We start from the raw sequence: 16,893 nt of genomic DNA, 5'->3' as shown, positions 1-16,893 counted from the left end.
TTATTGAATCGTTACTTCATTCAGCATCAAAAATCCAATTGGATCCACCCAGAATCCTTGTACCTCTTTCGTTGTTACAGCAACATAATCGATCGTTCGAATTGGAACCATAGGTGCATCGTTCAATTCGATTTCCTGGACTTTTGCATAGATTTCGTTACGTTTTGCCGGATCTTGTTCTTGACGGGCTGCCTCGATCAGCTTGTCCACTTCCGGATTGGAGTAGAATGTATGGTTACCTGCATCACCGAAGGATTTGCTATGGAACACGCTATACTGTACAGAGTCACCATCTCCGGTCGCGTTACCCCAGCCACCGATCTCCATCTCGTGTTCACCTTTCGCAGCAGCTTGAAGGTATGCGCCATACTCCATTACTTTTATTTCCAAATCAATGCCGATTCCCTTTAATTGAGATTGGATAACTTCAGCAAGATTGATGCGCTCTTTGCGGTCATCTGTAATGATGGAAGTCTTAAATCCGTTCGCGAAACCAGCTTCAGCAAGCAGTGCCTTCGCTTTACTCACATCATAATCATAATCTTTCAAATTCGGGTTATAGCCAATGACCTTCGGTGACAGTGCGGACACGGCGCTACTTCCGACACTATTGTATACACCTTGAATAATGGCGTCCTTTTCAATCGCATGTGCAATCGCCTGGCGAACGCGAACATCATCGAACGGTTTTTTCTTCGTATTGAATCCAATCCATTCTACTCCCAATCCATTTGCACGAACCAAGTTCATGGAAGAGGAAGATTGGACGCGATCCAGATCTGCAGATGGCAGGTTGTCCGCAATGTGAGCCTCTCCAGCTTCCACCATCGCAATTCGAGTGGTATCCTCAGGCACCACTTTGTAAACAATTTTATCTACTTTCGCCTTATTCCCCCAATAATTCCCATTTTTCACCAATGTCATTTCCTGCCCGGGTGTCCATGATTCAAAAGCAAACGGGCCGGTTCCTACAGGATGTTTTGACATTTCCTTTCCATATTGTTCAATCGCTTTTGGACTCATGATACTTCCATCATTCCCAACCAAGCTGGCAAGAAGCGGTGCATACGGATAGTCCAGGATGAATTGAACCGTAAATTCATCTGTGGCTTTGACCTCTTTTACCATGGCAAAGACGGCTGCTTTTGTAGAATTCAAATCTTTCTGGAAAATGCGATCGAATGTCTTTTTAACAGCTTCCGCGTTGAAAGGAGTGCCGTCATGGAACGTTACTCCTTGACGAAGTTTGAACTCCCACGTCTTATCGTCCAACTGTTTCCATTCAGTAGCAAGAGCAGGTTGATACTCCATGTTCTTGTCACGACTCACGAGGCCTTCGTAAACTTTTCCAAGGATATAGTTGGCTGAAGGATTATTTGTAATGAAATGAGGATCCAATGTCGTCGCGTCTGCCTTTCTGGCGACAATCAATGTTCCTCCTTCCTTAGGAGCCTTAGCATCCGTTCCGGTACTCGAAACTGCTTGTTCGGAACTAGAAGCGCAACCAGTTAAAACCGATGCAAATATGATAGACAACCCCAAAAATGTACCTAGAAGTTTGCTCTTTCTCATGAATAACTGTCCCCCTGTTATCTTCTCTCATCTACGTATGATCTTGCGTGTCCCCAAAAATACTTGGTAGGCTGCATGTATCTTTCAATACCAGCACGTTCGATAGTACGAAGAGATTCTTCATTGGCTTCCTTTAGGATCTCTTTTTCATCTACGTTTAGTACCTTCCGATCTTCCATGATGACTACTCCGTCAACAATGACGTTGTCGACATCACTTGCAACTGCTTGATAGACAAGACGGTGAACGTGCATGAACGCAGGGGTGAGATGCGGCTGCTGCATATTTACCGTGATAATGTCAGCCTTTTTCCCTGCTTCCAGCGAACCCAACTCGTCATCCCATCCCACACAACGAGCGGCATCAATCGTCACCATCTCCAGCAGCTTTCCAGGCGGCAAATAATAGTAATCCTTTAATGCTGCCTGATGGTACATCTGTGTTTTTCTCATCGCCTGAAATAAATCAAAGGTGGCTGCTGGAGCTGTACCATCTGTTGAGATGGCAACTGTCGCTCCCATTTCAATCAGTTCCGTGATCGGCGTACGTGCATTCACTTGTCCAAAACCGGGAGCTTGGCTCACGTTCGTACCTGTCTCGGCCAAAATACGAGCCTCGTCAAAGGAAATGCCCCGACAGTGCTGGAGATGGACATCTGGCCCCAATAACGCATTTTCCTTATCCTGAATCGCTAAGTGAATCATTCCGCCAAAAGCGTCCGAGTGTATACGTGTATTGTATTTTCTCGCAATTTGCCTGATCTTTTTTGCTTGATAGTGGTCAAATTCCGTCAGTCCGTACAATTGGTCTGCAGGTGTTGGTGCCGATGGATTAACAGACGGAACGATAACAAAGGGCGTAATAAAAGCTCGTACATGATCATCATGGGAATGATTCAAGGCTTCGATAACTGCTTCTGCGCCCTTTAGAACTTCATCATATGTAACCTCTTTGGTCATTTGCTTGCCATCTACCCAGCGGCTAAACGATTGGGGCCAAGGGGGATTGCAAGGTCCTGTGCATACGATTTCTCTTACGCCTACTTCCGAGTATGCCTTGGCATGATTCAAAGCGAATATCGGATCATCGGAGCGCGGTGATCCACCAATGATACTCGTGCCGGTAGTGATCCCTGCCTTTAGACGCTCTAATGCAGAAAGCTTCCCATCCATGTACCAAAAGTCATCTGTCGTGAAATGATTATAAGTTCGGGTGATCATGTCCAACCAGACACTCGGCGTATCCATCGCGAGTGTTTTCATCATGGAATGTCCGGCATGGCCGTGAACATCGATGAGGCCCGGTAATACGACATGATGATTGCAATCTTTTACTCTCTTGGCCTCGTATTTCTCCAGCAAGTACTCAGTTTTACCTACTTCCAATATCCTTCCTTTGTCGATGGCTACAGCGCCATCTTCGATAATACGTCGCTCTTTGTCCATCGTAATGACAACACCATGAACCAACAATAAATCGATCATTTTATTACCTCTTCCTTTCTTTAATCAGGGAATTTTCCGTCACTTTTCTCGATCACCCCCTTCAAGATCCACGTTAGCGTTCCGTTTACTTTCCTTTAAAAATCTCGGTTAAAGATAGCGGAGCTGCAAGAGTTTCATTAAAGTTCAGCAGAGATTCTATACGATTCAGATGCTCCAGCATCAGGCGCTCGGCAAGTGATTCATCTCTTTGCTTTAGAGCATGTAAGATTTCAGTATGCTCCTCAGAACCACAGAACAATCGTCCCGGGCCGTAGAAAGCATAAATAACATAAGATAAGGAAATTAATTCTTCGAGGTAGCGATAGTTATACGAATTGCCAGCAATCTCAGCTATTTTCAAATGAATATCGCAAGAAAGCCGGAGTGAGACAAACGAATCTTCATGAGAGTGCGCTTCATGTTCTTCCTCGATGATCGTTTTTAGCTGTAAAACATGCTCCTCAGTCAAACGTTTGCATGCTTGTCGGATGGTAACTGCCTCTAAGAATTTTCGTGCCTCATAGACTTCTTTTGCTTCCTGCACGGTAAGACAAGAAACGAACGTTCCTTTATAAGGAATAATCGTGACTAATTTTTCTTGAGCAAGCCGGCGCAATACATTGCGGACAGGAGTTCGACTAACTCCAAATGACTCTGCTAGTACCTCTTCAACCAGTTGCATATTTGGACGGAGCTGCTGTTGAATAATAGCTTGTTTAATTCCCTTGTAAATTTCTTCCTCATTCGTCGGGATCATTCTCTTTTGGGTCTCTCCGTGATCACGAACAGAATGATTTACAGGAAGCGATCCCACATTTAATTCGGGTCCTATGATTGCTTCTTGAGTGTCTTCTAGTAAGCTATTGATTTCATCCTTCTCTGAAGAAACAGGGAGTTTTCGACCGAAATACTTAATCTGTTTCTTACCATTGTCTAACTTCGTTCCGTAATAGTATGGGCCGTGACCATTTCCTTCTTCACAAGTTTTGCAGCTGACTTTACCGCATTTGCGAAACTGAGGCACAATACTCCATCCATCGATGAGGATCGCCACCAGGATCCCTCCCTCTGTTGTTCGTTTCTGTAAATCTAACGAATCATACATTGTATACAATGTAGTATATCGCGAAATCAGCCTAACTCTCCAGCTGATATTAACACCTATTACCATTACTTTCAATGTAGAAAATAGAAGAAAAATCAAGGGAATTTACATACAAGATACATACAAGTTATACAAAAATCGATAAGTTCTTGTATGCACCCGGAGGTCCACTTGTATTCATGATCCGCATGATGGATGTTCATTCACTGCCTTGAAGCTCTCACAGAAAAAACACCTCCAAGTTGTCTCCCTCTCTCCTACAGGGTCGAACTCTCCTGGAAGGTGTTTTGATCTCACAACATAGGGATTCTTTTCAAGACCAGCTGGTACTTTGGTAAGCACGCATAAGGCTCGCTGTCCAAGGCAGCCCTAATCGCCATCAGTGGCGAGATTCACTACTTCGCACAGATTCTCTCGCAGTGTCGTCTGTATAACTGTCGGTGGTAAGTGCTCCGATGCCCGAGCGTTTTCCCTGTCAATGAAAAAAAGAGACATCAGCGTGGACGTCTCCTACCTACTGGGAGTATCATCAATTACTCTTCCTGCAAGGCTTCGATAAAGTCCTTTAATACATGAACGGCGTGCACACAATCATTCAAGGAGGACCATTCTCTTGGATTGTGGCTGATTCCCTCCTGGCTTCTTACAAAAAGCATGGCCATTGGCAGATGGTGACTAAGTATCATGGCATCATGCCCAGCACCGCTCGGTAGCACCATCGGAGCGCTTCCATTTTTTTCGACGCTTTTTAGCAGTAAGTCCTGCAAACCTTGGTCGGTAAGAACGGCATTCCCTAACCGTTTTTTTTCTACCTGGATTTCAACTGCTTGTGTTTTTGCCGATTCACTCGCTTTTGCGATGACGAGATCTATGAGTTGTTGCAGTGATTCCTCATAAATATCACGAATATCGACATACAATTCGACCTCTTTTGGAATGACGTTGATGCCATTCGGAAAAACCTGCAGCTTACCAACCGTTGCCACTGCCGTGGAGCTGACCTTTTCGGGAAGTGATTTCAGTTCGTAGAGAAACTGACCAGCCGCTGTTAGCGGGTCAAATCGGTCGTTCATCGGTGTATTTCCTGCATGTCCCGCTGTCCCTGTAAAGGTGATTTTCAGCAAACCCAGTCCTGCAATCCCGCTAACCACGCCAACAGGGAGGTTCGCGTTCTCCAGCCGTTTTCCTTGTTCAATATGTACTTCCACGAAAGCCTTACTATCTTTAAAATCACGTTTCGCATTTGAAAAGCTTTTGGCGCATAGTCCGTAGTTGTTGATTACCTTTTCAAATGGAACGCCATGAACATCTTTTGCTTGCTGTTGTTGCTCCATGTCGAGTTCTCCAGCCATTGCCTTGCTACCCGTGAGTCCGGTGTTGAATCTTGCCCCTTCTTCATCAGAAAAGATGATAACTTCAAAAGGATGTTTCGGTTTGAAGTTCGTTTCCTTCCAAGCTTCGACCACCTCAAGAGCGACTAAAACTCCGAGGGCACCATCGAAATGCCCACCGTTTGGGACGGTATCCACATGTGAACCTGACAGAATAGCTGGCAAGTGATGATGGACACCGGGCAGGCGAGCAATGATGTTCCCGGCTTCATCTTCTCGTACAGCAAGCCCAGCTTCGACCATCCACCCTCTAACCAAGTCCTTTGCTGCACGCTCCTCATGGGAATAACCAATACGACAGGAACCACCGTCAGTTGTTCGCCCGATTTCAGATAGCAAGGACAGTCTTAAAGCTAACCTTTCTCCAGAAACGCCCGAATGATTCCCCGCCCGATCGTAAGCTTCAAGCAACTTTTCATTTATATCTATCACCGTTTGCTAAACCTCCCTTCTGCATTTACGTACAGAAACAAAACGAAGCTCATCTATAGAAAAATATAGATGAGAACGCCTTATTTTTATATATACAAAAGAGACAAATAGAGTAGTCTCTGTTTGTATATAGGAATGAGAGCAATTATGCTGATCAGTCTGGTGGTTAACAGGATGAAGCTTCTTATGCCAATCGGGGTATAATGGTGTGCAATCCTATGACTCCCCTGCTTTACGACATACTTAGTCTTTCAGTGACGCTATTCAAACCGGTATGTTTTTGGGCTCCCCATTCAACCGTATTTTCCTATTCTTACTCATCTGCTTGCTTACCCGCTAAGGGTGCAAAATGCTGCATGGCCAAAGCACCTGCCCCCATGACGATGGCATCTCCCCGCAGTTCGGACGGGATGACCTTGAAGGTGCCTCGAAATGGCTCCCAAATCACTTGCTCGCTATGTTCTTCCACCAAATCTACGATCTCTCTGTAATTCTCGATCAGATCCCCGCTCAGGATGACGGTATCTGGATTGTACATGCAAACGATGTTGTTAATGGTAATGCCAATGTACAATGCGGTACGCCAGACGATCTCCTTTGCCCAGCGCTCGTGGTTTCTCGCGGCTGCGTATACTTGGCGAACATCCGTAATATCACTGACACGCCGCGCTTCCATGATCAGTGAATTCTCGTCGACATAAGTTTGCAGGCAGCCGCGCTTTCCGCAATCACACAGATTTCCGTTTGGATCGAGCGTCGTATGTCCGAGCTCTCCGGCGCTATTGGAGCCACCCCGGAAAACCTCTCCATTGATGATGAGCGCAGAGCCAATGCCGGTACCGATCCCGATCAAGGCGGTTTTGTTTGAGCCTTTGGCAGAGCCGTACAGATACTCCGAGAGAATCTTTACTTTCAGATCGTTATCGATCACCGTTTTGATCTGCAGCTCTGCCTCGATCCTCTTGGCGAACGCTACGTTTTTCCACCCTAAGGTTGCGGAGAATTGAACAATGCCCTGCTCGTAATTGATGACGCCTGGGACGCCGATTCCGATCCCGATTACTTTTTCGTAGGGAAGGTTTTGCTCCTCCACCATCGCGCGTATCTCGCGGCAGATCAGCTCAGCCGTCTCCCCGGGCGTAGATTTTTGGGCCAGATAGTCTACCCGGCGATATACCGTCACAGTTTCACTAAAATCCATTAATCCAAAGCTGATCCGCTTCTTTTCAATGTCTACACCGATAGAGTAAATCGCGCCAGGCTCTATATCCAGCATGACGGCTTTTCTGCCCAGACCCGAAGACGTCAGATTCGTTTCGCGAATAAAGCCTTCCTCGCAAAGCTCACTGACAAACCTGCCGATCGACGTCGCACTCATTTTGGTGATTTTCGTTATTTCGGCCCGGGAAATAGGTCGCTGTTTTTTTATAATATCGAGTATCATTTGTTTGTTATGTTGTTTGGTTACGTCCTGGTCATGTTTCACGATTTTTTTCATAGCTACTACCCCCTCTTACCTTTGACATTCCCTTATACCTCTCTATGTAATCCTTACACTACCTGTCCGCCTAGCGTTCGTCAACGGCACAGCAAACAACCACTCGACTCTCCCGAATGGCTGCTATCTAGTAGATGGGTGAACGGCCGTCTCATCCAGTCCTTTATATTTGACATAGAGGGCCGTCAGCAGAAGCGCTGCCCCATTCATGATAAAAATGACCCAGATCGGCACGATTCCTCCGAGAAAACCGCCAAGGATTGGCCCAAGCATATTGGCAAATTGGATGGCAGACTGGTTCAACCCGAATGCTCTTCCACGAAAATCAGGCTCAATTACTTTGACAATCAAGGCGTTGATCGCCGGATAAACGGCAGCGAAAAACAAGCCGTACAAAAATCGCAGGATGCCAAACCCGTACAGATTGGTAAAAAAGTACTGCAGCACACTTCCGATTCCACCACCTACCAGCCCGAAAATCAAGACCTTGGTGTAGCCGATTTTACTTCCGATTTTCCCCCAATGCGGGGCTGCCAGCACTGTCGCTACGCCAATCGCAGAAAAAATGATGCCTGAGCTAAGCGAAGCATCCTGCTGTGCTGCTCCAAGCTGCAGCACGTACACGGTCAACAGCGGCTCCAAAAGCATGACGGAAACGGTCACCATCATGCTGATTCCCAGAACAATCATGAAACGCGGGTTTAGCATCGCCACACGCAAGTCGTCCCGGACTTTTGACCGCTGCTTCAAAGTGACGTGAACCTCACGGACAAAGAAGGTAGCAATCAGCGCTGCCACGAGTACGAGACCCGAGGAAAATAAAAAGGCTTCCCGATTGCCCCACAAATGACTGACAACGCCCCCAATCAAGGGTCCCACGATCCCTCCCGTCGCGCCACTCGTCGCCATGATTCCCAAAGCGTAGCCTGCGTGGGCTTCGGGAGTGTTGGTCGCGACCAGCGCAATCGCAGAAGGTACAAAGCCAGCCAAAAGACCTTCCAGCATACGGACGCCTAAAAACACGTAGGGGTCTGTCACCAGATAATACAGGAAGTAAATCAGTACAAGACAAAAGCCTGCCCGAATCATCATCATCTTGCGCCCGTACCGATCCGCGAGAGAACCCCAAAACGGAGCGATGAAGGCACCTGTTAAAAAGGTAATTCCAAAGGAGACTCCTGACCATGCCTCCAGATGCTCGCGAACCCCAAGCGTGTTGTACATAAAGAGCGGCAAAAACGGGATCGAAAGGGAGTAAGCAGTACTACAGAAAAATACCCCAATCCACAGAACCACGAGATTTCTTTTCCAGGAGAACGACATGGCCTTGTTAAACCTTCTTTCCTGCAAACAGCTGCATTTTTCTAACGGAAAACAGAAGGAAGCATCACGATACAGATCGCAATGCTTCTCCCCCTTTCCCTCCTACGCTTCTTCCCAGAAACGCCGTAAGTTGTCCATACCAATTTTTGAGCCTTCGCGGCAATCTTCCATTCCTTCGAACTCCACTGTAATATAGCCGTCGTAACCAGATTCCTTCACCAGCTTGACGACTTCGCGAATCGGGATATCGCCCTGACCGACAATGGCTCCGCGCAAGAAATTGCCATGCACCGTCTTGAACCACTTTCCGCCGCCTGGCTCTTGGTAATACGGACGGAAATAAAAGTCCTTGAAGTGAACAAGCGAGGCGTACGGCAAATTCTTTTTCACACCGACCAGAGAATGCTCATCCACGCACATAAAGTTGCCAATATCTAGTGTTGTTTTGAAATTCGGGCGATTGACCGTTTGCAACACTCGCTGGACGCGATCACTCGCTTGGACGAGCCAGCCGTGGTTTTCAATGGTCGTTGTAATGCCGAATTGGGCTGCGTAGTCGGCGATTTGCCGGCTGCCTTCCACCATGATTTCGAGGTTGTTCTCAAAGTACTTGATCGTCGTTTGCTCCACAGGAACCGTAAAAGCGGATACATCGTGACGCATATGCTTGATGCCCATCCGGTTTAGGAGATCCACATGCGTTTTTACTCGCGCGACCTCAGCCTCAAAGGCTTCTTCTGTTTCCTGAATGAAGTTGGTCGGCATCGAATAGTTGGACAGCTCAATCCCCACAGCCTTGGCTTTGTCCCGCACGGCGTCAGCCAGCTCATAGTTGTCTACCAAGGTGAAGCCGTAGGGCACGATTTCCATATGCTCGCCACCGTTTTCGGCAATCCATTGCACAACATCCAGGACATCCATTTCTCCCGCTCTGATGGCAGTCAGCAAACTATATGTGCTCAATCCAATTTTCATGAGATCCACCTCTTCTTTTTTATCATTGTCAATGGTTTACGTGTCATCCAGCCCGCTCTGTACCTCATTTTGGTTTTGGCTCCATCCCTCCTTTCCCATATACGAATCACTCGGGAAAAGTCACCTTGTCGATGATGACAGCTTGCTTGCAGCGGTTTGATTCATAAGCGGCTTTGACGATTTCCAGTGTGCGCAGTCCATCCTCTCCTGAAATCGATGGCGCTCTTCCTTCTTGGACGCATTGAATGAAATCCCCAATGAGCCCTTCGTCCATATCCTTTGCCCAAGGGAGATGCTGCACCCTGTTTGCCTGATCATTGTAGTAGAGCGCATGCTGCTTAAACACGTCGACCGACAGCGTGCCTTTGGACCCTACGATTTGCATGGTCACATCTCCCCACGTCGGAAATGTCTTTGGTCTGGACCAGCTCGGGTCGATGGTAACGATTACACCAGACTCCATCTCCAGCGAAACGATTCCGCAATCCTCCACATCGATGTCGTAAAAACGGGTATCCAGCTCGGCGTACACACTTTTCCCTTCATCCTTTAACAGCCAGCGAACGAGATCCATTACATGAACGATGTGGTCGGTAGCAGCTCCCCCGCCGGAAAGCTCTTCATCAATGAACCATCCGCCAGGCATTTGCCCGTGATTTGTCCCATCGATAGCCAAAACTTCTCCGATCGCCTTGGATTCGATCAGCTGCTTGACCTGCATCATGACAGGCGCAAAACGGACAGGATAGGCAATTTGCAAGATGACCCCTTCTTCTTTGCAAGCGTGGATCATCTCTTCGGCATCCTTCACTTCAGTCGCAATCGGCTTTTCACATAAAATCTGCTTTTTGGCTTTGGCAGCATCGATCACATGCTCTTTATGCCGGGCATTTTCCGAGCAGACAATAACCGCTTCCACATCCGTTTGCAAAAATTCTTGCAGATCGCGATAGTAATCGACCTGATAGGTTGCTGCTGCTGTTTTCCCCCGTTCCTCGTCGTGATCCCAGATAGCGGTGAATTGAGCATCAGGGTGCTTTTGCAAATAAGTAGCATAGCTGTGGGCATGCATATGTGCGAAACTGATGATCCCTACTTTCATGTGGCGCTACCCCCGTCCATGAGCTGAACCGGTTGCCCCGACTCAGCCGATTGTCGTGCAGCCTGGGCGATTTTTCGAGCCATCCTCACGTCTTCAGGAGTCATTTGGAGCGGTTCTTGGCCGGACACAGCCCGAATAAAATGCGCTCTGCGGCTGCTACGAAGATCGGCAGCAGACTCCGGTTGAACCAGCTTCCTGTTCGTTTCCCAAACAATCGGCTGACTGTCGTTACTATCGTATTGAAGCATGCCCGATGCACCTGTCAATTCAAAAGAAGACCGCTCGGCTTGCTCTGCCAAAGACAGCTCGATATGCGCGATCGTTCCATCAACATGCTTTACGATAACCAACGCATATTCCACTGCTTGCCCCGTTTCGTCCATGTGCTGGACCTTCCTGGCCATGACGCGCAAAACATCACCGAAAGTCCACCGCAGCCAATCGAATACCTCGGCGCCCAAGATGTCGAAAATGCATCCTTCCATCGTCGTCGGTGCGCTCCGCTGCATCCGGATCACACCTGGCTTGCCTATCGCTCCCTGCAAGACGTGCTCGCGAGCCTGTACATACTCGGGGGAAAAGCGCCATGCATTTGGCAGCAGCAGCATTATGCCTTGTTTCTCGCTGATTGCTTGAAGCTCGCTGATTGCTTCGATATCGATTTGCACATTGGCATCACAGATCACATGCTTTTTGGCTTCGACTGCCAGCTCGATCCATTTTTCAGGTGCCGTCACAGTCGGGGCGATGTCGACAGCATCGACCTCTTGTTCCTTTAACCATTCGCCAAAGACAGCTAGATTGTCTATCACACCTATAATTTCTATCTCGTTTACCCCGGACCAGGCACACTGCTGCTGCGTGCTCCCTGCTGCTGTATCCGCGATGACTACTTTCCACATGTGACATCCCACCTCCAAATCAATCAAGTTCTACAACGAAAATTGAAACGTATCCTGCAGCACGACTGCAGCTGCCCCTACGACTTCCACATCTTCTCCAAGGGAATTGAGACGGATCGCAAGTCCCTCGGTAAAAATGCCATGGGCATATTCATGGACATATTCCGTTACCTTGGAGACGAGCAGTTCATTTTCAAACGCAATTTCTCCGCCGAGAATAATGGCCTCCGGGTTAAAGAGATGGACGAGATTCACCAGACCTGACGCCAAAAACGAAGCTGTTTCTTCTAAGATGCTCTCAGCGAGCGGGTCGTTCTGCGATAGTGCCTGTCGAAAAACGGTTGCGGAAATGCGGTTGACGTCATGCCCAGCGAGCTCAAAAATACAGCTTTGCTTCCCTTTTGCAAGCGCAGACAATAGCTTGGCGTAAATCGCTGGCCAGCTTACATAATTTTCTAAACAGCCAATATTTCCGCAATCACAGCGAACGCCCGTGCGGTCAATCGTGGTATGCCCAAACTCCCCGGCTCCGCCAGCAAATCCGCGGTAAATGGAGCCGTTCACCAGAATACTGGAGCCCAAGCCATCCCCGATCGTCACGTAGATCATGTTTTGATAATGGCTGAAATCACCGATGCTCTTTTCGGCAAGCAAATAGGCATTGGTGTCATTGTCGAGCCAGGTTTTGCTGCGAAAGCGGCTTTCTACGATCTCTTTCACCGGGATGTCCTTTAATTTCAGCTTTGGATTATAGCGAATGATTCCATTGTCCGAATCCACGATTCCTTGCGTCACGATGGATATGCCAACACAGTTGTCCAAGCTTTCATAGGGCAAAACGAACTGCTCCATGATTTGCAGCAAGTACGCGATAACCTGGTCACCTTGATAGGGCTTGATGGTGTATACTTCTTTTTTGCGGACCTTTGCTTCCAGGTTCATTTCCGCAATCGTTATTTTAGACCCACTAATCGATATCCCGATTAAGAAATGGCTGTCGGGCGAGAACTGCAGCAAGATCGGCTTTCGTCCTCCATTTGAAGTTCCTGTTCCAACTTCACTGACGAGCGAATCACGAATCAGTTCACTGACTGCCGACGTAACGGTTGTAGGGCTCAGCTTGTGCCGTTTCGCTATTTCGCTTCGGGAGATGGGTCCATAATGACGGATCGTGTCGAGTACGATGGATCGATTCAACTCTTGGATTAGCTTTAAATCACCCGTCCTACGCATGGTACCCTTCCTTTTACTTCCTAGAATAACTGCTTATAAGTGGCAAGCTACAAAATGACCGCCCTCTGCTATTTCCCGCAAGCGAGGGACAGTGGATTTGCACATTTCCATGCTGTACGGACAGCGAGTATGAAAAAGACAACCGGATGGCGGGTTTACCGGGCTGGGCACATCCCCCTGCAAGATAATCCGCTCCCTTTTTGCTCGCGGGTCGGGAATCGGAACAGAGGAGAGCAGCGCCTTCGTATACGGATGCTGGGGATTTGCAAAAATGGATTCTTTCGGCCCCGATTCGACCAAGGACCCCAAATACATCACGCCGATTTTATCGCTGATATGCTCCACCACGCTCAAGTCATGGGAAATGAACAAGTACGTCAGGTGAAACTCTTCCTGCAAATCCTTCAGCAGATTTAAAATTTGAGATTGAATCGATACGTCCAGCGCAGAAACGGGCTCATCCGCCACAATTAATTTCGGCTTTAATATGAGTGCACGCGCAATGCCAATCCGCTGCCTTTGACCGCCGCTGAACTCGTGCGCGAATTTATCGGCGTGGTAGCTGTTCAGACCGACCACATCTAGCATTTCTTCTACGATCTTTTCTCTCTCTGCAGCAGATAGCTTGGTATGGATGACGAGAGGCTCCCCCACGACTTCGCGAATTTTCATTCTCGGATTGAGCGAAGCATACGGATCCTGAAAAACCATTTGCACTTGCTTTCGTACTTCCCGTAGCCGGTTTTCATTCATTTTTGAAATTTCTTCCTGATTGATCCAGATTTTCCCCTCATCAGGAGTCAGCAGTCTGGTCACCAGACGCCCCGTCGTGGACTTGCCGCAGCCACTCTCGCCTACTAAGCTGAAGGTCTCACCTTCCTTGATTTCAAAGGAGACATGATTGACGGCCTTCACGCTTTTTTTGCTGCCCAAAAATCCACTGTCTATGGGAAATGTCTTTTTGATCCCGTCTACTACCACCAGCGACTTAGACATGCGCATCCCTACTTTCTTCGCGATAGAGCCAGCAGCGGCAATAGCGTTCTGAACCCGTAGCTGTAATGGGCGGTTCTTCCTCCCAGCATACAGGCATGACTTCCTTGCACCGTGGAGCAAATTTGCATCCTTTTGGCATCTGGTTCGGATTGGGCACATTGCCTGGTACCGAATCGAGCCTGGAACGCTTTTGCCCCAGCTTTGGAACCGATCCGATCAAGCCTTTTGTATACGGATGTTTGGGGTCATCGAATAGTTCGTAGACAGATGCTTCTTCCACCACTCGTCCTGCGTACATGACGACCACGCGATTGCACATCTCCGCGACAACACCCAAGTCGTGTGTGATCAAAAGCATCGACATATGCTCTTCGGCTTGGAGCTGCTTCATCACATCGAGGATTTGCGCTTGGATCGTCACATCCAGCGCGGTAGTTGGCTCATCTGCTATCAACAAATTCGGTCGACATGACATGGCCATCGCGATCATAATGCGCTGTCTCATCCCGCCAGACAGCTGATGCGGATATTCGCTGATGATTTCTTGTGGTCTCGGAATCCCTACCTTGGTCAGCATGCTTATCGCGTGCTCTCTCGCCTGCTTGTCAGAATAGCCTAGATGCAGACGAATCGACTCCATGAGCTGCTCACCGATTTTCATCACGGGATTGAGGGAAGTCATCGGCTCCTGGAAAATCATGGCGATTTCTTTTCCGCGAATCCCGCGCATGCTACTCTCCGAAATGGACAATAGGTTCGTTCCGTTATACTTGATTTCTCCGTTCGTGATCTCCCCTGTCGTATCTTTAAACAGGCGCATGATCGAAAGGGAGGTCACGCTCTTTCCACAGCCTGATTCACCGACAAGGCCGAGCACTTCTCCTTTTTTTATGTGAAAGCTGACATTGTCCAGGACGACTGTCTTTTTGTTATCTCTCGTAAATTGCGTTTGCAGATGCTTTACTTCGATGATGTTTTCACTCATCTGCCCCAACTCCCTCGATTAATTCTTCGTTTTCGGGTCCATAATATCTCGCAAGCCATCGCCCACCAGATTGAACGCCAGCACGGACAGGAAGATGACCAAACCAGGGATCATCACGACGTGCGGTGCGGTGTCCAGATAATCGCGCCCCATGCTCAGCATCGCTCCCCAGTCAGGACTCTCAGGCTTTGCTCCCAATCCGAGGAAGCTAAGGCTCGACGCTGCCAAGATGGATGTTCCGATACGCAAGGAAAAGAAAACGATCATGCTCGAGACGGTCTCCGGAAAGATGTGGCGAAAAATAATCCGGCTGCTTCTGGCTCCCATGGATCTCGCCGCCTCTACAAAAACCGCTTCCTTCGCAGCAAGCGTGTTCCCGCGAATCAAACGAGCAAAGGAAGGGATACTGAATACGGCTACGGCAACCACCACGTTCGTTAAGCCAGGACCAAGAATCGCGACAATCGCAATCGCCAGGAGAAGATCAGGAAAGGCAAACATCACGTCGCTGGACCTCATGATGAGGCGATCCAGCCAGCCCCCGTAATAACCGCTGCACAATCCCAAAATCGTCCCGATCACCGCTCCCACCAAGACCGAGGTAAAGCTGACACTGAGTGATATGCCGGCACCTACGATGATCCGGCTCAAGATATCCCTGCCATATTCGTCCGTCCCTGCCCAGTGCGCTTGAGATGGTGTCTGCAGGATCGCATCATAATCGGGCTCATAAGGATCGTACGGCGCAAGAATGGGTCCAAATACGGCGACGAGGAGCAGGAAGATGATAAAAAAGCCAGCCCAAAATGCCGTTTTTTGTTTCTTCCACTTTGTCCAAAACTCACTCATCCTCGAGCGCTTCTTTTCCTCGGAAACCAAAGAGATTTGACTTACTTCTTTCACTGCTTCCATAAAACATCTCACCCCTTTTGGTTAGCTATCAAAGCGGATTTTCGGATTGAGCGCTTTGTATAAAATATCCACCAGGAGATTCACCAAAATGAATTCCAGCGAGAACAGCAGAATGACCGCTTGCACAACTGGGTAGTCGCGGAAGGCAATCGAGTCAATCAGAAGCCGCCCCATTCCCGGAATGCTGAAGACAGTTTCCACCACAACCGAGCCGCCCAGCAAAAATCCGAATTGCAAGCCCGCTATCGTGACGACAGGAATCATCGAGTTTTTCAGCGCATGCTTGCGTACGACTACCGATTCCTTTAAGCCTTTTGCCCGTCCCGTCCGAATAAAGTCTTCCTTTAAGGTTTCGAGCAGCGAGGACCTGGTGAAGCGGGCGAGCATCGACATGATTCCTGCACCCAGTGTAATGGAAGGAAGAACGTAGCTTTTCCAGCTGTCTGTCCCACCTGTCGGAAACCAACCGAGCTGAACAGAAAACACTTGTATGAGAATGAGTCCCAGCCAAAATCCGGGTAAGGAAATGCCTGAAATCGCCGTAAGCATCCCTAAAAAATCGGGCCATTTATTGCGAAATACTGCTGAGATCGTACCGATTAATAAACCCAGAACAAGCGCCCAGCCTAGACTCATAAATGTCAATTTCAACGATATCTCGTACCGATTTTCGAACATATCGCTTATCGGAAGACCTGTCTTTAACGAGTGACCCAAATTCCCTGTGAACAAGTTTTTCATATAGTTCAGGTATTGCACCGCCAACGGTTTATCCAATCCCAATTCCTGACGAACACGTGTGATTTCCTCCAGCGTTGCTTCTTTTCCCGCCGCTAGACGTACGGGATCACCTGGTACCAAGTGAATGAAGAAGAAGATGAGCAGCGACACGATGAAAATGATCGGAATGATCCCGATAAGCCTCTTCACGATATAACGGAACATATATCGGTTCCTCCTAAATAGGGAAAAGTAAAGCGGCG

The 16,893-nt window shown here is 48.2% G+C and carries 14 protein-coding genes; all 14 read right to left on the bottom strand.

Annotated elements, in window-relative coordinates; translation table 11 throughout:
* On the bottom strand, positions 1-1,572 hold the full coding sequence (locus EDM59_RS05225) for a glutathione ABC transporter substrate-binding protein (protein WP_122922625.1): 1,572 nt from the start codon (positions 1,570-1,572) through the stop codon (positions 1-3).
* A 17-nt stretch (positions 1,573-1,589) separates the two neighbouring features.
* Positions 1,590-3,056, bottom strand: a complete 1,467-nt coding sequence (locus tag EDM59_RS05220; RefSeq protein WP_122922624.1) for an amidohydrolase family protein — start codon at positions 3,054-3,056, stop codon at positions 1,590-1,592.
* Between the two features lie 85 nt (positions 3,057-3,141).
* The gene (locus EDM59_RS05215) at positions 3,142-4,110 is read right to left on the bottom strand and encodes a GntR family transcriptional regulator (protein WP_246010902.1); all 969 of its coding nucleotides are present in this window, start codon (positions 4,108-4,110) and stop codon (positions 3,142-3,144) included.
* A 584-nt stretch (positions 4,111-4,694) separates the two neighbouring features.
* Positions 4,695-5,984 carry a M20 family metallo-hydrolase gene (locus tag EDM59_RS05210; protein WP_342769184.1) on the bottom strand — a complete coding sequence of 430 codons (1,290 nt, stop codon included), beginning with the start codon at positions 5,982-5,984 and terminating at the stop codon, positions 4,695-4,697.
* 313 nt (positions 5,985-6,297) lie between these two features.
* On the bottom strand, positions 6,298-7,482 hold the full coding sequence (locus tag EDM59_RS05205; RefSeq protein WP_122922623.1) for an ROK family transcriptional regulator: 1,185 nt from the start codon (positions 7,480-7,482) through the stop codon (positions 6,298-6,300).
* Positions 7,483-7,605: 123 nt separating this feature from the next.
* On the bottom strand, positions 7,606-8,805 hold the full coding sequence (locus tag EDM59_RS05200) for an MFS transporter (RefSeq protein ID WP_122922622.1): 1,200 nt from the start codon (positions 8,803-8,805) through the stop codon (positions 7,606-7,608).
* 102 nt (positions 8,806-8,907) lie between these two features.
* A complete protein-coding gene (locus tag EDM59_RS05195; protein ID WP_122922621.1) occupies positions 8,908-9,780 on the bottom strand; it encodes a sugar phosphate isomerase/epimerase family protein in 873 nt (290 codons plus the stop codon).
* Between the two features lie 106 nt (positions 9,781-9,886).
* Positions 9,887-10,882 carry a Gfo/Idh/MocA family protein gene (locus tag EDM59_RS05190; RefSeq protein ID WP_122922620.1) on the bottom strand — a complete coding sequence of 332 codons (996 nt, stop codon included), beginning with the start codon at positions 10,880-10,882 and terminating at the stop codon, positions 9,887-9,889.
* Positions 10,879-11,784: a Gfo/Idh/MocA family protein gene (locus EDM59_RS05185; RefSeq protein ID WP_122922619.1), complete on the bottom strand. Its 906-nt coding sequence runs from the start codon at positions 11,782-11,784 to the stop codon at positions 10,879-10,881. The genes EDM59_RS05190 and EDM59_RS05185 overlap by 4 nt, the downstream gene beginning before the upstream one ends.
* 30 nt (positions 11,785-11,814) lie before the next feature.
* Positions 11,815-13,017 (bottom strand): ROK family transcriptional regulator, encoded by a 1,203-nt coding sequence (locus tag EDM59_RS05180; protein ID WP_122922618.1) that lies wholly within the window; start codon positions 13,015-13,017, stop codon positions 11,815-11,817.
* Positions 13,018-13,050: 33 nt separating this feature from the next.
* The gene (locus EDM59_RS05175) at positions 13,051-14,013 is read right to left on the bottom strand and encodes an ABC transporter ATP-binding protein (RefSeq protein WP_122922617.1); all 963 of its coding nucleotides are present in this window, start codon (positions 14,011-14,013) and stop codon (positions 13,051-13,053) included.
* Positions 14,006-14,998 carry an ABC transporter ATP-binding protein gene (locus EDM59_RS05170; protein WP_122922616.1) on the bottom strand — a complete coding sequence of 331 codons (993 nt, stop codon included), beginning with the start codon at positions 14,996-14,998 and terminating at the stop codon, positions 14,006-14,008. Before EDM59_RS05170 ends, EDM59_RS05175 begins: the two co-directional genes overlap by 8 nt.
* An 18-nt stretch (positions 14,999-15,016) precedes the next feature.
* Entirely contained in the window at positions 15,017-15,910 is an 894-nt protein-coding gene (locus tag EDM59_RS05165) for an ABC transporter permease subunit (protein ID WP_092276628.1), read from the bottom strand.
* A gap of 21 nt (positions 15,911-15,931) precedes the next feature.
* The gene (locus EDM59_RS05160; protein ID WP_122922615.1) at positions 15,932-16,855 is read right to left on the bottom strand and encodes an ABC transporter permease subunit; all 924 of its coding nucleotides are present in this window, start codon (positions 16,853-16,855) and stop codon (positions 15,932-15,934) included.
* Positions 16,856-16,893 lie beyond the last annotated feature (38 nt).

The sequence above is a fragment of the Brevibacillus nitrificans genome (assembly GCF_003710965.1).
In the GTDB taxonomy this organism is placed as follows: Bacteria; Bacillota; Bacilli; order Brevibacillales; family Brevibacillaceae; genus Brevibacillus; species Brevibacillus centrosporus.
Note: the sequence above shows the minus strand (reverse complement) of the source record. Positions and strands in the feature narration are given on the sequence as shown.